Origin of the sequence: Acinetobacter sp. Brlt_5 (genome assembly GCF_051949055.1) — a bacterium.
Classification (GTDB): domain Bacteria; phylum Pseudomonadota; class Gammaproteobacteria; order Pseudomonadales; family Moraxellaceae; genus Acinetobacter; species Acinetobacter indicus.
In genome coordinates, this window is the sequence record NZ_JAYJLP010000006.1 from 121,600 (window position 1) to 146,264 (window position 24,665).

22 protein-coding genes and 4 tRNA genes are annotated in these 24,665 nt (G+C 48.3%); 17 read left to right on the plus strand and 9 right to left on the minus strand.

All coding sequences use genetic code 11. The features are described 5' to 3' along the window. The first annotated feature begins 103 nt into the window (after positions 1-103). The 3 genes from uvrC (at position 104) to pgsA (ending at position 3,508) form a co-directional block, all read left to right on the plus strand. Positions 104-1,903 (plus strand): excinuclease ABC subunit UvrC, encoded by a 1,800-nt coding sequence (gene uvrC / locus VF685_RS06020; RefSeq protein WP_005181732.1) that lies wholly within the window; start codon positions 104-106, stop codon positions 1,901-1,903. Positions 1,904-2,017: 114 nt separating this feature from the next. Further along, positions 2,018-2,812: a thioesterase family protein gene (locus VF685_RS06025; RefSeq protein WP_005181735.1), complete on the plus strand. Its 795-nt coding sequence runs from the start codon at positions 2,018-2,020 to the stop codon at positions 2,810-2,812. Positions 2,813-2,920: 108 nt separating this feature from the next. Next, positions 2,921-3,508 (plus strand): CDP-diacylglycerol--glycerol-3-phosphate 3-phosphatidyltransferase, encoded by a 588-nt coding sequence (gene pgsA, locus VF685_RS06030; RefSeq protein WP_034598126.1) that lies wholly within the window; start codon positions 2,921-2,923, stop codon positions 3,506-3,508. An 82-nt stretch (positions 3,509-3,590) separates the two neighbouring features. Here pgsA and VF685_RS06035 read toward each other — a convergent pair whose 3' ends face one another. Then, positions 3,591-5,393 carry an ABC transporter ATP-binding protein gene (locus VF685_RS06035; protein ID WP_127801108.1) on the minus strand — a complete coding sequence of 601 codons (1,803 nt, stop codon included), beginning with the start codon at positions 5,391-5,393 and terminating at the stop codon, positions 3,591-3,593. A gap of 137 nt (positions 5,394-5,530) precedes the next feature. On the opposite strand from VF685_RS06035, the gene VF685_RS06040 reads away from it, so the two are divergent. Next, positions 5,531-6,154 carry an alpha-ketoglutarate-dependent dioxygenase AlkB family protein gene (locus VF685_RS06040; RefSeq protein WP_286385107.1) on the plus strand — a complete coding sequence of 208 codons (624 nt, stop codon included), beginning with the start codon at positions 5,531-5,533 and terminating at the stop codon, positions 6,152-6,154. Positions 6,155-6,239: 85 nt separating this feature from the next. Here VF685_RS06040 and VF685_RS06045 read toward each other — a convergent pair whose 3' ends face one another. From VF685_RS06045 to recN, 4 genes are all read right to left on the minus strand, one after another. Further along, positions 6,240-7,007 (minus strand): IclR family transcriptional regulator, encoded by a 768-nt coding sequence (locus VF685_RS06045; RefSeq protein ID WP_016659660.1) that lies wholly within the window; start codon positions 7,005-7,007, stop codon positions 6,240-6,242. A gap of 119 nt (positions 7,008-7,126) precedes the next feature. Further along, the gene (gene ruvX, locus VF685_RS06050; RefSeq protein WP_075167604.1) at positions 7,127-7,567 is read right to left on the minus strand and encodes a Holliday junction resolvase RuvX; all 441 of its coding nucleotides are present in this window, start codon (positions 7,565-7,567) and stop codon (positions 7,127-7,129) included. Further along, positions 7,560-8,114, minus strand: coding sequence for a YqgE/AlgH family protein (locus tag VF685_RS06055; protein WP_005181761.1), 555 nt, complete (start codon positions 8,112-8,114; stop codon positions 7,560-7,562). Before VF685_RS06055 ends, ruvX begins: the two co-directional genes overlap by 8 nt. 109 nt (positions 8,115-8,223) lie before the next feature. Continuing rightward, positions 8,224-9,888 carry a DNA repair protein RecN gene (gene recN / locus VF685_RS06060; protein ID WP_127798521.1) on the minus strand — a complete coding sequence of 555 codons (1,665 nt, stop codon included), beginning with the start codon at positions 9,886-9,888 and terminating at the stop codon, positions 8,224-8,226. A gap of 711 nt (positions 9,889-10,599) precedes the next feature. Between recN and VF685_RS06065 the strand changes: the two genes are divergently transcribed. The 3 genes from VF685_RS06065 (at position 10,600) to VF685_RS06075 (ending at position 12,719) form a co-directional block, all read left to right on the plus strand. Continuing rightward, a complete protein-coding gene (locus VF685_RS06065; protein ID WP_005181767.1) occupies positions 10,600-10,923 on the plus strand; it encodes a pyrimidine/purine nucleoside phosphorylase in 324 nt (107 codons plus the stop codon). A gap of 105 nt (positions 10,924-11,028) precedes the next feature. Further along, positions 11,029-11,781 carry a 23S rRNA (guanosine(2251)-2'-O)-methyltransferase RlmB gene (gene rlmB, locus VF685_RS06070; protein WP_075167607.1) on the plus strand — a complete coding sequence of 251 codons (753 nt, stop codon included), beginning with the start codon at positions 11,029-11,031 and terminating at the stop codon, positions 11,779-11,781. A gap of 17 nt (positions 11,782-11,798) precedes the next feature. Then, positions 11,799-12,719 (plus strand): DMT family transporter, encoded by a 921-nt coding sequence (locus VF685_RS06075; protein WP_005181771.1) that lies wholly within the window; start codon positions 11,799-11,801, stop codon positions 12,717-12,719. On the opposite strand, the gene coaE is transcribed toward VF685_RS06075, so the two are convergent. Genes coaE through pilB form a run of 4 tightly spaced genes read right to left on the minus strand, consistent with a single transcriptional unit; the run spans position 12,716 to position 17,158 of the window. Then, on the minus strand, positions 12,716-13,324 hold the full coding sequence (gene coaE / locus VF685_RS06080) for a dephospho-CoA kinase (RefSeq protein WP_005181773.1): 609 nt from the start codon (positions 13,322-13,324) through the stop codon (positions 12,716-12,718). The two genes, VF685_RS06075 and coaE, sit on opposite strands and share 4 nt — an antisense overlap. A 10-nt stretch (positions 13,325-13,334) precedes the next feature. Next, positions 13,335-14,195, minus strand: a complete 861-nt coding sequence (locus VF685_RS06085; RefSeq protein WP_286385112.1) for a prepilin peptidase — start codon at positions 14,193-14,195, stop codon at positions 13,335-13,337. Further along, positions 14,195-15,421, minus strand: coding sequence for a type II secretion system F family protein (locus VF685_RS06090; protein WP_016659656.1), 1,227 nt, complete (start codon positions 15,419-15,421; stop codon positions 14,195-14,197). The genes VF685_RS06085 and VF685_RS06090 overlap by 1 nt, the downstream gene beginning before the upstream one ends. A gap of 30 nt (positions 15,422-15,451) precedes the next feature. Next, positions 15,452-17,158 carry a type IV-A pilus assembly ATPase PilB gene (gene pilB / locus VF685_RS06095; RefSeq protein ID WP_005181778.1) on the minus strand — a complete coding sequence of 569 codons (1,707 nt, stop codon included), beginning with the start codon at positions 17,156-17,158 and terminating at the stop codon, positions 15,452-15,454. Between the two features lie 288 nt (positions 17,159-17,446). Between pilB and tpiA the strand changes: the two genes are divergently transcribed. The 10 genes from tpiA to VF685_RS06145 all read left to right on the plus strand — a co-directional run bounded on the left by tpiA (position 17,447) and on the right by VF685_RS06145 (position 24,626). Then, the gene (tpiA, locus tag VF685_RS06100; protein ID WP_242911898.1) at positions 17,447-18,238 is read left to right on the plus strand and encodes a triose-phosphate isomerase; all 792 of its coding nucleotides are present in this window, start codon (positions 17,447-17,449) and stop codon (positions 18,236-18,238) included. A gap of 13 nt (positions 18,239-18,251) precedes the next feature. Next, on the plus strand, positions 18,252-18,581 hold the full coding sequence (gene secG, locus VF685_RS06105; protein ID WP_163146191.1) for a preprotein translocase subunit SecG: 330 nt from the start codon (positions 18,252-18,254) through the stop codon (positions 18,579-18,581). Between the two features lie 53 nt (positions 18,582-18,634). After that, positions 18,635-18,719, plus strand: a tRNA-Leu gene (locus VF685_RS06110). 51 nt (positions 18,720-18,770) lie between these two features. Then, positions 18,771-18,847 (plus strand) — tRNA-Met (locus VF685_RS06115). Positions 18,848-18,924: 77 nt separating this feature from the next. Then, positions 18,925-19,001: transfer RNA gene (locus VF685_RS06120), tRNA-Met, on the plus strand. A 143-nt stretch (positions 19,002-19,144) separates the two neighbouring features. Continuing rightward, positions 19,145-19,221: transfer RNA gene (locus VF685_RS06125), tRNA-Met, on the plus strand. 228 nt (positions 19,222-19,449) lie between these two features. Further along, complete coding sequence (gene rimP, locus VF685_RS06130) at positions 19,450-19,974, plus strand: ribosome maturation factor RimP (protein WP_005181784.1); 525 nt, start codon at positions 19,450-19,452, stop codon at positions 19,972-19,974. Between the two features lie 32 nt (positions 19,975-20,006). Beyond that, positions 20,007-21,491, plus strand: a complete 1,485-nt coding sequence (gene nusA / locus VF685_RS06135; protein WP_005181786.1) for a transcription termination factor NusA — start codon at positions 20,007-20,009, stop codon at positions 21,489-21,491. 10 nt (positions 21,492-21,501) lie between these two features. Beyond that, complete coding sequence (infB, locus tag VF685_RS06140; RefSeq protein ID WP_005181788.1) at positions 21,502-24,222, plus strand: translation initiation factor IF-2; 2,721 nt, start codon at positions 21,502-21,504, stop codon at positions 24,220-24,222. Beyond that, on the plus strand, positions 24,222-24,626 hold the full coding sequence (locus VF685_RS06145; protein WP_005181793.1) for a ribosome-binding factor A: 405 nt from the start codon (positions 24,222-24,224) through the stop codon (positions 24,624-24,626). The genes infB and VF685_RS06145 overlap by 1 nt, the downstream gene beginning before the upstream one ends. Positions 24,627-24,665 lie beyond the last annotated feature (39 nt).

Consider the following 24,665-nt stretch of genomic DNA (forward strand, 5'->3'; position numbering starts at 1 on the left):
AATCATGTCATTTCTGCCGGCATGCTTGCGCGGCAATGCTTGAAAATAGCAGAATCACCATCACATCATGCTAGAGCAGACGAGATCGATAAATAGGCTGAATGTGAACGAAAACGCACGCGAACATATTGTCAAAATTCTGGCCAATATGACCACCTTGCCCGGTATTTACCGCATGCTGGGTAAAGATGGGGAACTGTTATATGTGGGCAAGGCCAAGAATCTTAAAAATCGCGTGTCCAGCTATTTCGTAAAAACCATCGAACATCCGAAAACCCAGGCGCTGGTGGCGCGGATTTATGATATTGAAACGCTGGTGGTACGCTCTGAAACCGAAGCCTTGCTGCTGGAACAGAACCTGATCAAGCTGCATCGGCCGCCGTATAACATCATGCTGCGCGATGACAAATCTTATGTCTATATTTTTGTCTCCAGTGACAAGCCTTATCCGCGGATTGCCAGTGGCCGTGGCAAAGGCAAGCATCAGGTCGGTAAATTTTTCGGGCCTTATCCAAGTGCCTACAACGCCCGCGATACTTTAATCGTGCTGCAAAAGCTGTTTAATGTGCGCCAGTGCGAAAACAGCTATTTTTCCCAGCGCAAACGTCCCTGCCTGCAATATCAGATCAAACGCTGTTCGGCGCCTTGTGTCGGGCTGATTTCACCGGAAGCCTACCAGGAAGATGTGCAGAACTCGATCCGTTTTTTACAGGGCGATACCCGTGAACTGAATCAGGAACTGATTGCCAAAATGGAAGCCGCGGCTGAAGCACTGGAATTTGAAAAAGCGGTGTTTTATCGGGACCGAATGGCCTTGCTGCGCGATGTACAGGCACAACAGGCCATTTATAAGGTCAAAGGCGAAGCCGATATTCTGGCAATTGCCTATCAGGCTGGGGTGACCTGTGTGCAGATTATGCATGTGCGCAATGGCAAGATGCTGGGCGGGAAAAGCTATTTCCCGGATATGCTCGGAGATGATCAGGGCCAGATGTTATCCGATTTTATCGCCAACTTCTATTTTCAGGTCGCCGATGAAGTACCGGCCGAGCTGATTGTCAATGTGGAACTGCCAGATGCCAAAGAGCTGGAGCAGGCGCTACAGCAGCAGTTTCAGCAGAAAGTCCAGATCAAGCACAAAGTCCGTGAAACCCGGGCCGAATGGCAGGAACTGGCACAAATGAACGTGCAACATGCGATTAAAGGCAAGCTGGCCAATCACTTCGAGCTGAATGAGCGTTTTCATCAGCTGGAGCAGGTGGTGGGGCGTCCTATTGACCGGATTGAATGTTTTGATATTTCCCACACCATGGGCGAAGCGACCGTGGCGTCTTGTGTGGTGTTTGATTCGGGCGGTGCGCGCAAACGCGATTATCGCCAGTTTTCCATCAATGACATTACCGAAGGCGATGACTATGCCGCAATGCGTCAGGCCCTGACCCGACGCTATAAAAAAGCCATGCTGCCGGATTTACTGCTGATTGATGGCGGTAAAGGCCAGCTGCATATGGCGATGGAAGTGATGCAGGAACTGGGACTGGAAGCCTTTATGGTCGGCGTGTCCAAAGGCGAGGGGCGTAAACCTGGACTGGAAACCCTGCATTTTACCGATGGCAGCAAAATCCAGCTGCCGGAAGACCATAAAGCCCTGCATCTGATTCAGCAGGTGCGGGATGAAGCACACCGTTTTGCCATTACCCGGCATCGGGCCAAACGTGATAAAAAACGCGGCAGTTCGGTGCTGGAAGTGATTCCCGGCCTGGGCCCGAAACGCCGCCGTGATTTGCTGACCCATTTTGGCGGGATTCAGGGCGTGCTAAAAGCCTCGGAAAAAGACCTGATGCTGGTACCGGGACTGGGGCAGGTCATGGCGCGGACCATCTATAAAATTCTGCACGAATAAGTCCGGCATATTTGACCTATTGGCAAAAATAGTCACTGGCCAGTATACGATTGACCATTCACATCCACACTGAAAAGCTGCAAGATGAAGCGCACTCAATAAAAAGGAAAATATATGTCGCTGCGTTCTGTATTTGCCGCAATCGAGCAGGATGAATGGATTCAGATTCCAACAGGCTGGTTACAGGGCCGAACCATCTATGGCGGACTGGTGGCCGGACTGATGATGCAGAAAGCCCTTTCGGTGATTGCCGACCCGGATAAACGTCTGCTCAGTGCATCGGTGACCTTTGTCGGGCCGGTGCGGGAAGACCGGGCCAGAATCAGTGCAGAAATTTTGCGACAGGGCAAGTCGGTGACCACGCTGGAAGTGCGCTTATGGCAGGATGATGCGGTACAAAGCATCTTGCTGGCCAGCTTTGGCGCGGCGCGTGAGTCCACTATTCAGGTACAGCAGGAACCGGTGGCGCCGGATTATCCTGCACCAGCGCAGCTTAACTATTTACCGGTGCATCAGCTGATGCCGGAATGTTATCAGCAGTTTGAGGTGTGCTGGGCCGAAGGCGATTATCCGTGTACCGGCAGCCAGCAGTCCGATTTTGGTGGCTGGTGCCGCTATACGCCAGAAAAACATGCCAACCGCGACTTTACTGTGGCCGATCTGGTCACACTGATGGACATTTGGCCACCGGGTGTACTGCCTTTATTTAAAACCTTGTCACCGGCCAGTTCGCTGACCTGGCATATTACTTATGTGCATCCGATCCGCCACCAAGTGCATGATTGGTTTAAATATAAAGTGATTACTGAGCATGCGGCAGATGGCTATTCTACTGAAATGGCGCATCTTTGGGATGCTGAAAACCGGCTGATTGCCATTTCGCGGCAAACCGTAACGGTCTTTGCCTAGTGACACTTTCTGCCATTTCGTATAAAGTGAAGCCTATTAACGATGGATAAACCCTCAAAAAATATGTGCATTTAGCTCGTGCATAACGGGGAAGCATTGGCGGTGTCTATGACAACAGGTCGAATCCTGAACATTCCAAATATTTTAACTTTAGCGCGTATAGCCTTAATTCCCGTATTTTTATTGGTGGCCTACTGGCCGCCTGCCATGGGAATCCATGATCATGATGCAGGGATGACCCGGCATCTGATTCTGACCGCTATTTTTGTGATTGCTGCCGTCACTGACTGGTTTGATGGCTATCTGGCACGAACCTTAAACCAGACCTCAGCCTTTGGCCGTTTCCTGGATCCGGTGGCGGATAAACTGATGGTGGCAGCCGCCCTGATTGTCTTGGTGCAATGGCAGCCGACCATTTCCATGGCCTTTGCCGCGATTGTAATTATTTCACGTGAAATTACCGTGTCGGCCTTGCGTGAATGGATGGCAGAACTTGGCGCGCGTACCAGCGTGGCGGTCTCTACCGTCGGGAAATATAAAACAGCATTTCAGATGATTGCGATTTCCGTGTTCTTGCTGAACTGGGAGCCACTGGAATTGCTTGGTTATGCCTTACTCTATACTGCGGTGGTGCTGACTTTGTGGTCGATGTTTATTTATTTAAAAGCCGCCTGGCCGTATTTAAAACAGCCTTAAGGCAAAAAAGCTCCTGTACAGGAGCTTTTTTTATGGATTAAAAAATACAGAATCATTCCTTCATCTTTAACCGGATTGCGGTTTAACTATGGGTTTCTTCTTCTGCGTCATCTTCAAAGGTTCGGGCAATCTTTTCAATATTCAGGCTTTTGGCCATCGCATCAAAAATTTCTTTATAGACACCGTCCTGATGGTACAGCGTGTCATGTTCGCCGTGTTCGGCAATCGCGCCTTCTTTCATGACATAGGTGTAATCGGCATCAATAATCTGCGACAGACTGTGTGAGATAATCACCACGGTACGGCCCTGTTTAATTTCATCCAGACTCTGCTTGATCTGCTCGGTGGCAATGGCATCCAGACTGGCGGTTGGTTCATCCAGAAAAATAATCGGTGGATTTTTCAGGAACATCCGCGCCAGTGCAATCCGCTGCTGCTGACCGCCCGAGAGCATCAGGGCATCACTATCATAGCCTTGCGGGAGCTGCAAAATCTGCTCATGAATCGAGGCTTTCTGGGCCGCCTGTATCACTTCTTCCTGAGAAGCATCGGTTTTGCCATAGCGGATATTGTCAAAAATACTGCTCTGGAAAATATGGTTTTTTTGCAGCACCAGCCCGATATGGTCACGCAGGTATTGGGTGTCGATGTCTTTTAAATCCACTCCATCTAACTGAATGCTGCCCTGCTGCGGTTCATAGAATTTATCCAGCAGGCTGATCAGGGTCGATTTCCCTGCACCGGACAGGCCGACCAGCGCGGTAATCTTGTTGGGCTGAATGCACATCTCAATATTTTTTAAGGCATGATGCCCGTTCGGATAATAAAACTCGACCCCGCTTAAATTGAATTGCCCGCGAATTACCGGTTTTTGTGCACCGCTGGCTTCAATTTCATCATCGGCCTCCAGAATCTGGAAAAAGCTTTCCGAGTAGATCATGGCATCATTCACTTCATCATAAATCCGGTGCAGTGAACGGATTGGTGCCGACACGTTATTAAACAGCAACACGTGATACATGATCATGCCGATACTCATCTGGCCATCCAGCACAAAATAGGCAGTCAGGATAATAATCAGCACAATTCCGATCTGTTCAATAAAGGTTTTCAGGCCATCAAACAGGAAGCTGGTCTGCCGGGTATGCATCTGGTTATCGGTCAGTTCCTTTTGCAGTTTTAGCTGTTTGTCCGATTCGATATGTTCCCGGTTAAAGGATTTGATCACGGTAATCGAGTTGATAATACTCAGAATACCCTGGCTTTTCCGTTCGCGGCCATCACGTAAATTGCGGCGCCAGCTGCCAAGTTTCTGGGCCTGTTTATAGGTCAGCCAGAAGTAAATGGGCACAATGGCCGAGGCCACCAGTCCGACATAGAAATTGGCCCAGTACATCAGCCCTAAGGCAATAATCGCGCTGGTAAATAACGGTAAAATATCAATAAAAAAGATTTGTACCAGCCGGGTGAGGGAGCCAATGCCGCGGTCAATCCGGGTTTGCAGCTTGCCGGCCTGATTGTTATCCTGATTAAAAAACGCCAGCCGGTAAGTCAGGAACTTCTCAATAATGCCTTGAGCCAAATCCTGCGACACAAAAATCCGCAGTTTTTCACCATAAAATTTCTGCCCGAATTGGACAAAGGCATTAATGATTTCCTTGCCCAGTAAAATGGCGCTAATGGTTATCAGAATCTGCCAGCCTTCAGCCAGCCCCTGACCGGCTTCTACCAGCCGGTTAATGCTGTCGACGGCATATTGCAGGGTCAGGGCATTGACCTGTGCGGTCAGAGAACCAATTAAAGTCAGAATCAGCGTGGCAATCACCAGCAGCCGATACGGCCGCACAAAGGGCTTGAGCTTCTGAAAGAGCTGCCATAAGTTCATAAGCAATTATTTTTTATTCTAAAACCTGTTTTTCAGTCTATGTCGATTTGGCGTGGCTCACAAGCACAGAGAATGTTTTGATTTGTGAAGCCGTTTTGGGTTTAAACTGAAGTTCCGCTTCGCAGGAAAACGCCACAATGAATCTGGAACTGTTTCCGCCCGAGCCGCGGCAGAATCTGTTGCCCTATGAGGGGATCGTGCAGGATTATGGGCTGATTCTGTCCGTTGAGGACAGTCACGCTTACTTGCAGCAATGTTTACAGCAGCTGGCCTGGCAAGCCGATGAAGTCACCTTATTTGGCAAACATTATGTCACCGCGCGGAAAATTGCCTGGTATGGTGATGAGTATTATCAGTATCGTTATTCGGGCAGTTTGAAGCAGGCGCAGCGTTGGCATCCGGCTTTGTGGCAGTTAAAACAGCAGATTGAACAGATCGTGGGACATCCATTTAATTCCTGTTTAGCCAATTTATATGCAGATGGCAGTCAGGGACTGGGCTGGCACAGTGATGATGAACCGAGTCTGGTCGCATCTCCGGGTGCAGAAACGGTGATTGCTTCTTTAAGTCTGGGTGCAACCCGTAAATTTAGCTTTAAGCACAAACACAGCGCAGCAAAAGTCGAGCTGCTGCTACAGAGTGGTCAATTAATTGTGATGCGTGGGCAGACCCAGCGCTACTGGAAGCACAGCCTGCCCAAATCCAGCCGTGTGGTGACGCCGCGAATCAATTTAACCTTTCGCTATTTTTATCCACTCTAATGCTGGTTGTGATCCAAAGGCCGGGCAGGGCAGAGATTTATCTCACCACGCTGATCTTAACAGCTGTATTTTGATAAAGATCAATCTAGGTATGTGGATTCAGACTTTCAACTTTCTGTTCAATCAGCGCGGCATTTTCCTGCAAAATGGCAATCAGCTTTTCGACATTGACAAATTCAAAGCGGTTTTTGGAGGCCAGTAAGGTCAGGGTGAATGGTGCTGTTTTATTGGAGAGTCTGATCGGCACCGACAAGCCGGCCAGTTGCGGTTCCAGTTCACCACTAGAATAGTAATAGCCCTGTTTTTTGATCTTTTTCATTTTGCTGATGAACTCGGCTTCATCCTGGGCAAAACCGGACTGACGGAACTGCACGGCAAAACGCTGATAATAATTCAGCATTTTCTGTTTTGGTAAATGCGCCAGCATGATTTTCGGTGACGAACCCATATACACCGGACGTGGGCAGCCGCGGCCATAGGACAGCAGATTCATATGCTGGAATACTTCATCATGCAGGTCGATACAGGCATCCTGATTCAGATAGGTCAGTACGCAGCAAAATTCGGTACGCTGCACAATATCCTGCATAAACGGAATGCTGATTTGCACCAGTGGATCGGTGGTGCGGGAAATATAATCCAGCACTGCAATTTTCGAGCCGAGGGTGTAATCGCCCGAAGTCCCACTTAAACGCTGCAATAATTCGGCCGAAACCAGTTCTTTTAAATAGCGGTAGCTGGTCGGTTTGGACAGGCCCAGTTCTTCACTGATCATATCGACATTAATCACCGGACGTGACACTGAAAATAAATTCAGAACCATCAAAATTTTGCCAAAACTCGATATTGCCATCAGTGATTACTCTACAACGTAAAAAAAGATCAATGAAAAAATCCGGTACTGACTATCATAACAGACCGGATTGAGCTGAAAACCAAGAGAAAGGGGATTTGGACGTCAACAGCGAGATTTTAAGGCTGGACGCCTTGCGGATAACGATACCAGCTTTCAATGAACAGGGCGGCCGCAATACTGTCGGCGGCAATTTTTTTACCGCGTCCTTGAGCCTGATAATGATCCAGTTCATCACGGGCTTCACGCGTGGTCAAACGTTCATCTACCATCAGGGTTTCAATATTGGTCTGATGACGTAAACGTCGGGCAAACTTGCGCGCCCGGGTCGACAGCTCTGACTCGCTATCATCCATATTCAGTGGCAAGCCAACCAGAAAGAGATTTGGCTGATACTGTTTCACCAGTTTCAGCAGTTCATCCCAGTTTGGAATACCATCTTTCATGGGAAACAGGGCCAGCGGCGTGGCGCTTTCAATCAGGGATTGACCCACCGCCATGCCCATTTTCTGGGTGCCAAAATCGAAGGCCATAATCAGGTGTACAGCAGACTCAGGCATGGCCAATCTCTGAAGCAAGCCAGGTGCGGTCAATTCCGATTTTCCGGTAGGCGGCATCCCAACGGTCGCTATAGGGCAGATTAAAAATCAGATCCATATCTGAATCGCAGATCAGCCAGTCACCACGCGAAATTTCTTCTTCCAGCTGGTTTTTACTCCAGCTGGCATAGCCGAGGGCAATCTGGTAACGGCCTACGCCTTCGTTATGGGCAATGGCATCCAGAATATCTTTGGAAGTGGTAATACAGACATTTTCACCAACCGCAATGGATGAATGCCAAGTTGGCTGGCCAGTATGCAGCACAAATCCGGCTTCCGGACGCAGCGGCCCGCCTTGCAATACTTCATGTGGATGGACATGATCGGCTTCAATATCCAGATCATTCAGTAACTCTTTAATTTGAATCCCTGCCGGACGATTGAGAATAATGCCTTGCGCCCCGTCTTCATCATGACGCGCCAAATAAATGACAGTATTCGCAAAAAAGTCATCATTTATCTCGGGTGGCGCAATAAGACAGCGATGTGTCAGATATTGTTTGGTCACCTAAGCCTTTCTCCTAAAATGTATGTTCTGATATAGATATAGGTCTTAATCATCACGTTACAAGAGGATTGCTATTTCACCAAACATTTTTTGTGGTTTTTCAGTGATTTTATACGCCAGATTGAAACTTGAGCTGACGTAACTGCTTGGCATGCTGCAAGGTGGTTTCGTTAATTTCGACGCCACCAGTCATCCGTGCCAGTTCCAGAATCCGCTCTTCTTCTTGCAGCATTAAAATAGTACTACTGGCCGGATCAGTCTGCTGTTTCTTCACCAGCAGGTGCTGGTCAGACTGAGCCGCAACCTGCGCCTGATGGGTAATACACAGAATTTGTACGTGCTGCCCCAGACCGGCCAGTAAACGCCCCACAATTTCTGCAGTACCACCACTAATCCCGACATCAATTTCGTCAAACACCAGCACTTCTGCTTCGGTTTTTTCAGCATTCATGACCTGCATCACCAGCGCAATACGCGACAGTTCACCGCCCGAAGCGACACGCGCTAGTGGTTGTGCTGGAATGCCTTTATTGGCTGTAAACAGCAGCTGGATAAAGCTTAAGCCTTCACTCGATGGCTGCTCTAAAGGCTCAAATTTAAATTCAAAATGTGCTTCTGGTAAGGCCAGCTGTTTCACCTGTTCGGTCAGCTGTTTGGCCAAAGGTCCGGCAGCTTCACGTCGAATCTGGTCTAAATGTTCGGCCTTGGCCAAAAAGTTCTGATAGGACACTTCGACCTGTTCGGCCAGGGTTTCCGGATCTTCCAGCTGATGCAGTTGTTCCAGCTCGGCCTGCCAGTTGTCATATTCGGTTTTCAATAATTCTGGCTGGGTGCGATATTTACGGGCCAGACGATGGAAAATTTCCAGTTTGGAATTCAGTTCTTCCATCCGCTCCGGATCGAAACTCTGCCGGTCAATAAAATGACGCAAACTGGCGGTGGCATCTTCAATTTCACTTTGCGCATTCAGCAGGGAAGTATAAATTTCTGACAGCTGTTCACTGCGGCCGGCATGGCTTTCCAGACGCCGTAAAATCGAGGACAGTTCCTGGCTCAGGTTTGGCTCTGCTTCATCCAGCCCGTTCAGACTATAGGCACAATCCTGCATAATCGCTTCATGATGGCTTAAGCGATCAAATTCCTGTTCAATATCGGCATAATCGACCTGGACCACTTCTTCTAATTCTTCCAGCTGCAATTCCAGTGTGTCGATGCGCTGTTTACGCGTCGCCTGGGCATCCAAAGCCGCCTGATGCTGGCGAATATCTTTTTGCCACTGGCTATAGGCATCGCGTACGGCCTGAGCTGGCGCATAAAAATTGCTATAACGATCCAGCCAGTGTTTTGGATAAGGCGGTTCTAACAGCTGCTGCTGGCTGTGCTGGCTATACAGTTGCACCAGCAAACGGCCAATTTCTTTGAGCTCAGACAGACTGCTCGGACGGCCGTTAATCCAGGCCTTGCTGCGTCCGGTGGCGAAAATTACCCGGCGTAAATGAATTTCGCCCGATTCATCATCCAGTTCCTGCTGTTTTAGCCACTCGGCTTCTGGACTACCGTCATGATAGCTGAAGGTGGCAGTGACATCGGCCTTGTCTGCGCCATAACGAACATAATTGGTGTCGGTGCGTTCGCCTAGACAGGCCGAAAGTGCATCCAGCAATAATGATTTTCCGGCACCTGTTTCCCCGGTCAGGACGTTAAAACCAGATTCAATATCAATGGCTAAACGGTCGGCTAAGGCAAAATTGATCAGGGTTAAATGTGTCAGCATAAACGCATCCAGGCTGCGAAAAGTTTGAGTTGAAGAGTGTCAGGTTGGGCAGTGCAAAGCATTGCCCTTTATTTTAAGCAACTGAAAAAACACAATCATTCTAGCTTAATTTTTGCAGAAAAATAAAACTTCTCGGTACAGAATATTCAGCGGCATGCTGTGAGCAGAGGTTCTATATCCACCATGTAGATCAAGTCGCTACTGTTGCAATCGAAAGATCAGCTGTTATCTTCATCTGAAACAGAAAACTGTGTCCAGTTTCATGTGCTTGCAATACAGCGTCGGCAGAATGTTGCATAACTTTATCTGCCAATCATCAAATTTTTTATGATTATCAGACAAGCTGAAAACGAGCAGAAAAGTGCTCACTATATTTAGAGATTCAGATGAAAATCAGTCAGATGTATAACCCGAATTGAACCAGTTCGGCGCAGGATTTGTCAGGCTGAAAATACAGATGGTCGGAGAGTGCAATGGGGGCGTTGAACTTTAGTTCATCTGCGATTAAAAGGTATTTGTACTTGCCTGAAAGTTGATTTAGACTCTCGCAAAAATGAGGTGAATTTATTCGCGTGCCGGGCAAAATGACTTGCCTGAAACGACAGGAAATAGAGTGATTTACCTTAGATGAAGATTGATTGATTAGTTCAGTAGGCAGCATTACACTACCTCAATCATAAAATATAAAAACGCGTTAGCTGGAGAATACGCATGTCAGCTCAGTTTGATCATGTATCAGTGGTAAAAAAATCCAATGTTTATTTTGGCGGGCTCTGCATTAGTCATACGGTGCAATTTGAAGATGGCACCAAAAAGACGCTGGGTGTGATTTTACCGACTGAACAAGCCTTAACTTTCGAAACGCATGTTCCTGAACGGATGGAAATTATTTCAGGTGAATGTCGTGTACAAATCGCTGATAGCGAAGAAAGTGAGCTTTTCCGCGCCGGTCAGTCCTTCTATGTACCAGGCAACAGCCGTTTTAAGATTGAAACTGATGATGTACTGGACTACGTTTGTCATTTAGAAGGCTAAGCATTTTTAGCCCAAATCGGTTAAACTAGGCCGACACAGAAATCCTGTAAAGTTTCCTTTGCAGGATTTTTCTTTTGGATTTACAGCACAGCGTTGAGGTCATTCATGGCAAAACCAGAATATTATTATGGCGTTCATTCGGTAGAGTCATTGTTAGAACTTGAACCGGAGCGTGTATTAACCCTGTTTACCCTCAAAGGTCGTGATGACCAGCGTTTACAGCGTATTCTGGAACTGGCAGAGCCGTTTGGTATTAGCGTACAAAAAGCCAGTCGTGACAGCCTGGAAAAACTGGCCGGTTTGCCATTTCATCAGGGCGTGGTGGCCGCGGTGCGTCCACATCCAACCTTAAATGAAAAAGATTTGGAACAGTTGCTACAACAATCACAGCAGCCATTATTACTGGCTCTGGATCAGGTCACCGATCCGCATAATCTGGGCGCCTGTATCCGTACGGCAGCAGCCATGGGTGTAGAAGCGGTGATTGTACCGCGTGACCGTTCAGCCAGCCTGACCCCAACGGCGCGTAAAGTGGCTGCTGGTGGTGCCGAGAAAGTTAAATTTATTCAGGTCACCAATCTGGCCCGTACTTTGGGGCAAATCAAAGAGCAGTTTAATGTGCGCGTGGTCGGCACCATGCTGGATGAAAAAGCCTTGCCGATCCAGAAGTTTGACTTCACCGGTACGGCGGTGTGTGTGGTGATGGGAGCCGAAGATACCGGTTTGCGCCCAATCACCCAGTCGCAGTGTGATCAAACCGTGTATATCCCGATGATGGGTAATCTGCAAAGTCTGAATGTTAGTGTGGCCACCGGCATGGCGCTGTATGAAGCCTGCCGTCAGCGTCAACCGGCTTAAGCGCTCTTTCCATCTTAATGATCAACGCGCGTCAGCAAGGCTATCTGTTACTGGCCATCACCATGTGTATTTGGGGTGGCTTTACCCTGAGTACCCGTTTAAGTGCCCTGTGGGGCATTAGTGCTTGGGATCTGGTGGCCTTGCGTTTTATGCTGGCCTTTTGCCTGCTGATGCCGGTTTTGCTATATCGCAAAGATACGGCATTTTTATGGACCCGACAGTCCTTTATCCTGGCGATGATTGGCGGTGTCGGTTACTGCCTGACGGCTTATAGTGCATTTCATTTTGTGCCAGCGGCGCATGCGGCGATTTTCTTGAATGGCTGTATTCCCTTATGTACTGCACTGGCGGCCTGGTTGCTGTTTCGACAGCCCTTTGACCGGCATACCTGGATCAGCGTATTGATCATGCTGCTGGCGATTGCTGCCATGAGTCTGCTGATGTATCAGGAAACCGGTGTCGCTTTCGGTTTTGGCGATCTGCTGTTTTTCCTGAGTGCCTTATGGTGGGGCGTCTTTACGGTGCTGTTGCGGCAATGGAAGCTGTCGGCCTGGCATTCTATGGCCAGTGTAGCCATCTGGTCAGCTTTGGTGTATGTGCCTATTTATTGCCTATTTTTTCCAAAAAACCTGAGTGGTCCCGAACCACTGCATTTAATCGGCCAGACCCTGTTTCATGGAATTTTTGTGGTGATTATTGCCACGCTCAGCTATGTCGAAGCGATTAAGCGTTTAGGTGCTTTTAAGGCTGGCAGTATTGTGACCTTGGCACCGTTTATTGCCGCTATTCTGGCGGTACCGTTACTGAATGAGCCATTGAGCCTGGCGATTGTCTGTGGTCTGCTTGGTATGGGCATTGGGGCGTTACAGCCTTGGCGCTGGTGGGGCCGGAAAGACAGCTTAAGCCAGCAAATCGAACGACAAAACAAGCCGTCTTAAACCGACTGCTGCTGTTGCGCCAAAGTCAGATAGTGTTGATGTAAGGGTTGAAGCTGGGCATAGAGATGCTCCAGATGACCATCATTCAGCACAATATCATCTGCCCGCTGGCGTTTGTCTGCGCGTGACATCTGTACCTGAATAATCTTGCGAATTTGTTCGATACTTTGTCCATCGCGTTGTGAGGCGCGTTGAATCTGCAGTTCTTCAGAGGCATCAATTAACAGGTTGCGCTGGGTCAGTTCATGCTGGTTGCTTTCAAATAACAGTGGAGACACCAGCACCACATAGGCACTGCGGGCTGCCTGTAACTGCTGGATGATCGACTGGCGAATGGCCGGATGGGTAATCGCTTCCAGGGTTTTGCGTGCTGCCGGTTCTTTAAAAATATGCTCGCGTAAGGCACGGCGGTTGAGCTCGCCATTGAGCAGGACCCAGTCGCCAAAGGCCTGATGAATCTGGGTCAGGGCCGGCTGGCCTGGCTCAACCACTTCACGTGCCACCACATCTGCATCGACCACCACAATGCCTTGGGTTTCAAACCAGTGACTTGCTGCCGATTTACCGCTGCCAATGCCGCCAGTTAAACCCAAAACAAATGTCATCCTGTTGTCCTTATTGACCTAAATAAAGCTTCATGATTGCATCACCCCACAAAAAGGCGATCCAGCCGGCAATGGCAATATAAGGGCCAAAGGCAAAAGGCTGGTTCTCTTTGCGGATTTTCAGCAAAATAATGCCAATGATTGCACCAACCAGAGAAGATAGCAACACAATCAGCGGCAGCATCAGCGGGCCCATCCAGGCACCTAAGGCGGCCAGCAATTTAAAATCGCCATAGCCCATACCTTCTTTGCCAGTCACCAGCTTAAACAGGTAATACACCACCCACAGACATAAAAAGCCAATGATATATCCCCAAATGGCAGAGCTAGCGGAGGTGTACAGGGCATAGCTGTTCACCCCCAAGCCGAGTGCAGCCAGGGGGAGGGTATAGCGGTCAGGCAGCAGCTGGGTGTCAAAATCAATAAAGGTCAGGGCAATTAACACATAGGTCAACACCAGGCCAAACAGCATTTGCAGGGTCGGGCCAAAAACCGCGACTACGGTTAAGGCACACACTGCGGTCAGCAGTTCAATAAAAGGATAACGAATACTGATCGGGTTTTGGCACTGGCCACATTTGCCACGTAGAAGCAGCCAGCTGATTACTGGAATATTCTGATACCAGCGAATCGGGCTGTGGCATTTCGGACAGGTCGAGGCTGGCTGACTGAGGCTGATTTTACTTTCATCCATGATGGCCTGTTCAGGATGCAGCAGCATTTGACAGTCATTGCGCCATTCCTGTTCCATCATTTTTGGCGTGCGGTAAATCACCACATTCAGAAAACTGCCAATACATAAACTAAAAATCCCAACTGCGAAATACAGCGCAGTTGGGTGTTGAATCAGGTAATGAATGAATTCTTGCATTAAACCACAGAGCCCATTTGGAAGATTGGGAGATACATCGCGACCACCAGACCGCCGACCAGAATCCCGAGAACGGCCATAATCAGTGGTTCCATCATCGAGGTTAAGCCATCGACGGCGTTATCGACTTCGTTTTCGTAGTGAGTAGCGACTTTATCCAGCATCGCATCCAGCGCACCGGATTCTTCACCAATCGCAACCATCTGCACGGCCATGGATGGGAATTTATCCGTGACCCGCATGGCAAATTGCAACTGCTGACCGGTGGCGACATCTTCACGGATTTTCATTACTGCTTCTTCATAAACCACGTTGTTGGTGGCGCCGGCAGTGGATTCCAGTGCATCAATTAAGGGAACACCGGCAGCAAAGGTGGTGGCCAGGGTACGACTATAACGCGCGATAATCGCCTTATACACCAGATCACCAAAAATTGGTGCTCTCAGGGCGGCTTTGTCCAGCAGGTCACGGAATTTCTTGCTGCGTTTCTTGGCTTCCAGAAAAGCTGCAATCGCAAAGCCGACCACAATAATCAGCACAAACCAGTATTTCTGGGTCCACTGCGACATATTCACCACCATTTTGGTGAAGGCTGGTAAGTCGGCACCAAAAGAGGTGAAGAGTTCTTCAAACACCGGTACCACTTTGACCATCAGGATAATGGTGACAATCACCGCCACCACAATCACCGTTGCCGGGTATTTCATGGCTTTCTTGATTTTTTGTTTGAGTAATTCGCTCTTTTCTTTATAGATCGCTACCCGGTCCAGCATAGTTTCTAGAGCACCCGACTGTTCACCCGATTCAACCAGCGAGCAAAACAGATTATCGAAATGTTGCGGATATTTACGCAGTGCACCAGCAAAGGTATTGCCCCCTTCGACTTCGCCTTTAATCCCCAATACCACTTCACGCATGGCCGGGTTTTCCAGACCTTCAGCCACAATTTCAAAGCTTTGCACCAGCGGTACACCGGCTTTCATCATGGTCGCCAGCTGGCGGGTAAAAATCGTGATGTCCAGGGTCGAGACTTTTTTCTTCATCAAGCCTTCAAGAATATTTTTCTTCTTCTGGCGGATGGTTTTGATGGTGATCCCTTGCTTGCGCAACGTGACCTTGGCCAGCGCCATATTACGTGCTGGCAGTTCCCCTTTAAGTTTTGCCCCTTTGCGGTCAATCCCTTCATAAATAAAGGTGGGCATCATCTGTGCTTTTTTGACAGCCATGCGTGTTTATCCTTATTTTAAATGCTTCATCTATTCGCTGGTCACACGATTCACTTCCTGTAAAGAAGTGACCCCCTGCATGACCTTGATTAATCCTGAACGGCGTAAATTGTTAAACCCGGATTTTGCCGAGGCTGCTGCAATCTGCAAGGCATTGCCATCTTCCATAATAATGCGTGAGATTTCCGGGGTGACTTTCATCACTTCATAGACCCCGACACGGCCTTTATAACCTTCACGACATTCCGGGCAGCCAACCGGCTGATACAGCTGGAACTCTGGCTGGTTTAAATCTTCTTCGGTAAAACCGAGTTCCAAGAGGCTCTGGCGTGGAATCTCCACCGGGGCCTTGCATTTCTGGCAGAGACGACGTGCCAGACGCTGGGCAATCACCAGGTTCACCGAGGTGGCGATGTTAAATGAGGGGACGCCCATGTTGCGTAAACGGGTCAGGGTTTCGGGTGCACTGTTGGTGTGCAGCGTCGACATGACCATGTGACCGGTTTGTGCGGCTTTAATGGCAATTTCTGCAGTTTCCAGATCACGGATCTCACCGACCATGACAATATCCGGATCCTGGCGCAGGAATGATTTTAGTGCTGCGGCAAAGGTCAGACCCACTTTCGGGTTGACGTTGACCTGATTGATGCCTTCCAGGTTAATTTCCACCGGATCTTCGGCGGTAGAAATATTGGTGTCTTCGCGGTTGAGGATATTTAAGCCGGTATATAAAGACACGGTTTTACCAGAACCGGTCGGACCGGTAATCAGCAACATGCCTTGTGGTTTGTCCAGCGCCTCCATAAACAGCTCTTTTTGCTCCGGTTCATAACCGAGTGCATCAATCCCCAGCATGGCACTAGATGGATCGAGAATACGCAGTACAATTTTTTCCCCGAACAGGGTCGGCAATGAGTTGACACGGAAGTCGATGGCTTTGTTTTTTGACAGCTTGAGCTTGATCCGGCCATCCTGCGGAATACGTTTTTCCGAGATGTCCATTTGTGACATGACTTTTAAACGTGAGGCAAGGCGTGTGGCCAATTGTAACGGAGGATTGGCAATCTGGCGCAAAACGCCGTCAATCCGGTAACGGACCCGGTAGCTTTTTTCATAAGGCTCGAAGTGTAAATCCGAGGCGCCCATACGGATTGCATCGACCAGTAACTTGTTAATATATTTGACGATTGGGGCTTCATCGCCTTGTGGCTCATCGTCATCTTTTTGTGTTTCGGGAGCGTTGTCGCCAACTTCCAGATCAAAGTCTTCATCAAAGTCAAAGGTGCTGTCTTCGGTAAAGTTCTGTTCAATCAGCCGTTCCAGCTTGTCATGCTCAACAATCACCACTTCAATATTCAGCTTGCTGTTAAAGCGGATCGCATCAATAGCTTCGATATTGGTTGGGTTACTGGTAGCAATATAAAGCTGATTGTGACGTCGGAAAATGGGCAGAATTCGGTATTTGGTGAACAGTTTTTCATCTAGACCTTCACGTACAATCAGACGCGAATCGTACACCGCCAAGTCAAAAATCGGTTCACCAAATTCATAGGAAATTTTTTCAGCAATGGTCAGCGGTGAAATCTGCAACTGCTGAATTAAATACGGCACAATATCGGTCTCGGCTTTTTTCGCCGCGACAATGGCTTGCTGCATATTTTCAGCCGTCACAAGCCCTTCTTCGACCAGTCGCCGAATAAAACCTGTAAATCTAGGCATTGCTTGTTGTACTGACATTCCCCAACGTCCTTAAAAAAAATCAAAAAAGTTTGTTTATAATTGGTATCACAAAATTATACTTTTGTTGCATAAAAATACCATATCTGAAAATGATGTCACCACCTAAGTATCCCCTAAAAGCATGAACCAGTCGCAATTAATCGGCAAAGATTTTTGTTAAGCCGATGTTCAGATGGGCCTATTTAGACTGCAAATCTAAAAATGCCGCAACAAATTGTTCTGTCCTGAATCGATTTACGTGTAGAATGTGCGCGATTGAAACATAGGTATTTGAATAGGTATTGTATGTCGGGTTCGGCGATTACGCCTTGGGTGATTGGCAATTGGAAAATGAACCCAGTGCAAGCAGAAGCGCAACAGCTGGTTTCAGAATTTAAAACATTATTAGAACAGCAGGCCATTGATGCCGCACAGTGTCATTTAGGGGTTGCGCCAGTTGCAATCGCATTGGGCAGTGTTCAGGAACAGCTGAAAACTGCGGTACGTCCGGTGTATACCGTGGCACAAGATGTTTCACGTATTGCTGGTTTAGGTGCTTATACTGGTGAGGTGAGTGCCGAGCTATTAAAAGACAGCCAGATTAGCTTTGTACTGGTCGGTCATTCAGAACGCCGTGAAATTTTTGCTGAAAATGTGCAAATTCTAAATGCAAAAATTCAAAATGCACTGGCAGCCGGTCTGACCGTAATTTACTGTGTCGGTGAAAGCCTGCAGCAGCGTGAAAGTGGCCAGGCCGAGCAGGTGGTGTTACAGCAGATTTGTGACATTGCGGCAGTGGTCGAGGCAGAGCAGTGGCAGAATATTGTAATTGCCTATGAGCCAATCTGGGCCATTGGTACTGGTAAAACCGCTTCGCCTGAAGATGCGCAGGCCATGCATGCCAAAATTCGTGAAGGTCTGACCCAGCTGACCAGCTATGGTCCGCAAATGGCTATTCTGTACGGTGGTAGTGTTAAGCCGGAAAATGCAGTAGAGTTAGCAGCCTGCCCAGATATTAATGGCGCGCTGGTCGGCGGTGCTTCTTTAAATGCGGCATCGTTCCATCAAATTGCGCAGGCCTTTGCCAATACACAATAATTAGGAGTTCAGCATGCAAACTTTTGTGCTGGTAGTACATATTATTTTAGCCGTCTTGATGATTGTGCTGATTCTAGTTCAGCACGGCAAAGGGGCAGATGCTGGTGCTTCTTTTGGTGGCGGCGGTGCGGCGACCGTATTTGGTGCCTCTGGTTCGGGTAATTTTATGACCCGTTTGACTGGAATTTTAACGGCTTTGTTCTTTATCACCAGTCTGACCCTGGCGGTATTTGCCAAACAGCAAACCACCGATGCCTACAGTTTAAATTCAATTCCGGCGACCACAACCGCGCCGGCAACATTGCCTGATTCTTCACCAACTACACCTCAAACTGGCGAATAATTGCAATTAGGCCTTTATTTTTCGCGGTGATGCGACTAGAATGCGTCACAGCTGCGGTGGTGGTGGAATTGGTAGACACGCTACCTTGAGGTGGTAGTGCTTTCGGGCGTGGGGGTTCAAGTCCCCCCTTCCGCACCAAACTTATAATCCAGAACATAAGTTTGGTGTATGCAGCAAAACTTCTGTTGATGCGGGATGGAGCAGTCTGGTAGCTCGTCGGGCTCATAACCCGAAGGTCGTTGGTTCAAATCCAGCTCCCGCTACCAATCAATCCTTTTTAAAGATGCAAACTTTAAAAGGCGGCTTAAGTTTCTTGAGCTGAGAAGAGTTATTTGTACGCTGATGCGGGATGGAGCAGTCTGGTAGCTCGTCGGGCTCATAACCCGAAGGTCGTTGGTTCAAATCCAGCTCCCGCTACCATTTTTAATGGTTGAGTAATATATTTCATGTTGGTTGAATCTGACGCTTGTTACTCATTCTTCAGCGATAAATAACGCCATATACAGGACATACGATTTTCATTGAAAATTGCGCATATTTTGTATATAATTTTTGCACGTTGATGCGGGATGGAGCAGTCTGGTAGCTCGTCGGGCTCATAACCCGAAGGTCGTTGGTTCAAATCCAGCTCCCGCTACCAAGTTTCTTAAGAGGCTCACAACAAGGTGGGCCTTTTTGCACAGTGGACATTGGTTTTTCTGTGTAATAATAGGGGCGATTTACGCCCTTTTTTATTGGCTATCGTGTAGTGTCGATATGAGCCGGATACGGCATAAACTCAAGTGTCATGTTTCACTACTACTATAGCTTGAATGAGACTGTAGTGGTCAGATCAGGCCATTGAATCGCACCCATATGACGAGAGTAAATGAAGCTATCAAATAAAACCCAGGCACTCCAGGACTTGATTGCACCCGCAGTTGCAGCCTGTGATGTAGATTTGTGGGGAATTGAATTCCTGCCACAAGGTAAACGCTCACTATTGCGTATTTATATCGACAAAGCGGTTGATGAAAATGCCGCACCGGTCCTGAATGAAGACGGTGAACTCGAGCAGGGTCGTGGTGTAGGCGTACAGGATTGTGTGCGCGTGACTCAGCAAGTGGGCGCCATTTTGGACGTTCATGATCCGATCTCAGGTGAATATGCACTCGAAGTGTCTTCCCCAGGTTGGGATCGTCCGTTTTTCCAGCTGGAACAGCTTCCTGCCTATATTGGCCAGACCATTGCCTTGCGTTTGATTAGCGCGGTAGAAAACCGTCGTAAATTCCAGGCGAAACTGGTGGCAGTTGACCTTGAAAATGAAACCATTCAGGTTGAAGTTGAAAAACAGCAAGTGCTGGAAATTGACAGCCACAATATCGATAAGGCCAATCTGGTTTATCAAGATTAATTCAATAAATAAGAATCTAAAATAGGTGACTTATGGCACGCGAAATTCTTACCGTCGTTGAAACGGTTAGTAACGAAAAAGGTGTAAGTCGTGAAGCAATCTTTGAGGCGCTAGAGCAGGCTCTTGTTGCTGCGACGAAAAAGAAATTTTACGAAGGCACAAATGCGGAAGAAGCACGTTTACGTGTAGAAATCGACCGTAAAACAGGTGACTACCGTACTTTCCGTCAATGGGAAGTGGTGGCGGATGAAGATCATGAAATGCCAGCATGTCAGGATGCGATTTCTGATGTCGATCCGGCGCAGTGGTCAATTGGTGACATTCGCGAACTTGAAGTGGAATCAATTGATTTCGGTCGTATTGCGGCGCAAATTGCCAAACAGGTAATTGTTCAGAAAATTCGTGAAGCAGAACGTGCACTCGTTGCCGATGCTTATGAAGCCAAAGTGGGCGAGCTGATTTACGGTGAAGTGAAAAAGCAGACCAAAGATGGCTTTATCATTGATTTGGGTGACAATGCCGAAGCGTATCTGGCACGTGAAGAAATGATTCCAAAGGAAATTCTGCGTCCAAAACAGCGCGTGAATGCCATTTTATTTAACGTCAACCGTGAAGGTCGTGGTGCACAGTTACTATTGTCACGTGCAAAACCTGAAATGCTGATGGCGTTAATGAAAAAAGAAATTCCTGAAATTTCTGAAGAAATCATTGAAATCAAGGCGGCTGCGCGTCAACCAGGCGTTCGTGCTAAGATTGCAGTGAAAACCAACGATCATCGTATTGATCCGGTTGGTGCATGTATTGGTATGCGTGGTACGCGTATCCAGGCAGTCCAGCAGGAGCTTAATGGTGAGCGTATTGATGTGGTGGTGTGGTCAGATGATCCGGCACAGTACATTGCCAGCGCTTTAGAGCCGGCTGATGTATCGAGTATCGTGATTGATGAAGATGCACGTACTGCTGACATTATTTTTGCCACCAGCGATCAATTGGCCCGTGCCATTGGTTCACAAGGTCAAAACGTACGTCTGGCATCTGAACTGACCGGTTATAAACTGGACATGATGCTGGAAGAAGAATATTACGCGCGTCAGCAAAATGAAGCGCAGCAATATCTGGATATGTTTGTATCGCGTTTGGACATTGCAGAGGACCTGGCGATGGCACTGGTTGAAATGGGCTTCACTTCACTGGAAGAGATTGCCTATGTACCAGCAGAAACATTTGATGAAATTGAGCTTGATGCCGAGCTGGTTGAATTATTGCAAAGTCGTGCCAAAGAAGTGGCTTTGGCAGATGCGTTAAAACAGCAAGAAAATATTCAGGATCCGAGTGACGAACTTCTGGCAATGGAAGGGATGACACAAGAGATCGCCTATGCGCTTGCTGCTCGTGGTGTAGTGACCGTTGATGACTTGGCAGACCAGGCCACCGACGATATCGCAGATATTGAAGGTCTAGGTGCTGACAAAGCGGGTCAACTCATTATGAAAGCACGCGAATCATGGTTTAACTAGGAGGTAATGTATGACGGACAAGACGATTAAAGAGTTAGCGCTCAGCGTAGGACGTCCAGTTGAGAAACTCCTGGAGCAGGTTCGTGATGCAGGTTTACCGCAACGTAAAGCTGACGACATTATTTCCACTGAACAACAAGATACCCTCGTGACCCACTTGAAAAAAGTACATGGTCAAGATGCGGGTAATGCAGGACAAATCACGTTGAAACGTAAAACTACCAGTACTGCTAAAGTGGCAAGTACGTCAGGTAAGGCGAAAACAATTAATGTAGAAGTGCGCAAGAAGCATACATTTGTCAAGCCAGACCCTGAGCAAATCAAAGCAGAAGCTTTGGCCAAAGCACAGGCTGAAGCAGAAGCCAAAGCAGCTGAACAGCAAGCCCGTGAACCGGCGAAGCCAAAAGCTGCGCCAGAAGCTGCCAGCAAAGGCGAATCTAAAGCCAAACAGGCCTTAGAAGCAATGCGTGCTGCTGCGAAACAGGAAACCGCCAAACAGGAAACTTCTAAAGCCGCTGTGGTGGTGAAGCGTAAATCAACCAACAAGCCAGTGGTGAAAGCCCAGGTTAAAGTGGTTGAAACGCCTGAGCAAAAACGCGCCCGTGAAGAACAGGCAGCACAGTTGAAAGCGACTGAAGAAGCTGCACGTCGTAAGGCAGCTGAAGAAGCGCAGCAACGTACCCTTGAGCAAATGCGTAAAATGGCATCGAAGTATTCATCTGATGATGCTGCACCGACCATTCGCGTAATTGATGATTCTCCATTGGCCGCAGGTCTGGTGGGTCAGGCGTATGAAGATTCATTTGCCAAAGAAGACCGTGAAATCAAACGTGGTGGCGGAACCAAAGATACCCGTGGCCAGAAGAAAGGCGGCCGTCGTGGTGAAGAACAGTCATTCCGTGACAACTCGCATAAACGTGGTTTAAAAACCAGTCAGGCCAACAAGCATGGCTTTGAAAAACCGGTGAAAAAACAGGTTTATGATGTAGAAATTGGTGAAACCATTATTGTGGCTGACTTGGCTGCGAAAATGGCAATTAAAGTACGTGAAGTAATCAAGACCCTGATGAAGATGGGTGAGCTGGTCACACAAAACCAGGCCATTGATCAGGATACTGCGGTGCTTGTGGTTGAAGAAATGGGCCACAATCCGGTGCTGGTGTCTGAAACTGCGGCAGAAGACAACCTGCTGGAAGCGGCTGAAGAAGCACGTGGTGAGCAAACTACGCGTCCACCTGTTGTTACCATCATGGGTCACGTTGACCATGGTAAAACCTCGCTTCTTGACCGTATCCGCCGTGCTAAAGTGGCACAAGGCGAAGCCGGTGGTATTACCCAGCATATCGGTGCTTACCATGTGACAACAGACAAAGGTATCATCACCTTCCTAGATACTCCGGGTCACGCCGCGTTTACCGCGATGCGTTCACGTGGTGCCAAAGCGACTGATATCGTGGTGTTGGTGGTTGCAGCAGATGATGGCGTGATGCCACAAACTGCAGAAGCGATTGACCATGCGCGTGCAGCGGGTACGCCAATCATTGTTGCCATCAACAAGATGGACAAAGATTCAGCTGATCCAGACCGCGTACTGAACGAATTAACCACCAAGGAAATCGTGCCTGAAGAATGGGGCGGTGATGTTCCAGTCGCCAAAGTTTCCGCGCATACCGGTGCCGGCATTGACGAATTACTTGACCTGATTTCAATTCAAGCAGAAATGATGGAATTGAAAGCCTCTGAAGAAGGTGCAGCACAAGGTGTGGTGATTGAAGCACGTGTTGATAAAGGCCGTGGTGCAGTGACCTCGATTCTGGTTCAAAACGGTACCCTGAAAGTGGGTGACTTGGTACTTGCCGGTTCATCTTATGGCCGTGTACGTGCCATGACCGATGAAAACGGTAAACGCATCAAGTCTGCTGGTCCATCAATTCCAGTGGAAATTCTGGGTCTGCCAGAAGCGCCAATGGCGGGTGATGAAGTACTGGTGGTCAATGACGAGAAGAAAGCGCGTGAAGTTGCTGATGCGCGTATGGATCGTGAACGTCAGAAACGTCTTGAGCGTCAGTCTGCAATGCGTCTTGAGAACATCATGGCGTCTATGGGCAAGAAAGATGTGCCGATTGTGAATGTGGTACTGAAAACTGACGTACGTGGTACGCTGGAAGCATTACACGTGGCACTGGCCGAGCTTTCAACGGATGAAGTGAAAGTCCGTGTGATTGGTTCAGGTGTCGGTGCGATCACTGAATCTGACGTAACGCTGGCTGAATCTTCAGAAGCGGTACTGCTGGGCTTTAACGTTCGTGCCGACAATACTGCACGTCAAAAAGCCGATGCTGACGGTATCGACATCCGTTACTACTCGATCATCTATCAATTGATTGATGACGTGAAAGATGCGATGAGCGGCAAGCTGGCACCAGAACACCGTGAAACGATTCTGGGTGTGGCGGAAGTCCGTGAAGTATTCCACTCAAGCAAGTTCGGTGCAGCAGCAGGCTGTATGGTACTGGAAGGTACTTTACACCGTAACAAGCCGATTCGCGTATTACGTGATGATGTGGTGGTGTTCCAGGGCGAACTTGAATCTCTGCGTCGTTATAAAGACGTGGTGGAAGAAGTCCGTGCTGGTATGGAATGTGGTCTTGCAGTCAAAGGCTATAAAGACATCAAAGTACAAGACAAGATTGAAGTGTACGATGTCCAACTAATTAAACGGAGTCTTTAATGGCGGGTAGTCAGCGTCTTAAGCGAATGGCAGATACGGTACAACGCGAGTTGTCCGACCTGATCCGCCAAGAGCTGAAAGATCCACGTCTGGGTGGTCTGGTGACCATCTCGGCGGTGAAAGTCAGCCCAGATTTAGGCTATGCCGAAGTGTATGTGACCGTAATGGGTCGTGAACTTGGCGATGAGCAAAGTGAAGCGGCAAACAAGGAAACCCTGGATGTGCTTAACAAAGCCTCCGGTTTCCTACGCCATGAGCTGAGCCGTCGGATCAAGACCCGGATTACGCCGCGTTTGCGTTTCCATTACGACAAAACCAATGCCTACGGTAACTATATGTTTGGTCTGATTGCAGAAGCAGTAAAAGATTTACCAGCTGCCGATGCAAAAAAAGATGAAGAATAAGTAGGCCAGCAGGTCTATGTAAAAAAGCCACCTTCGGGT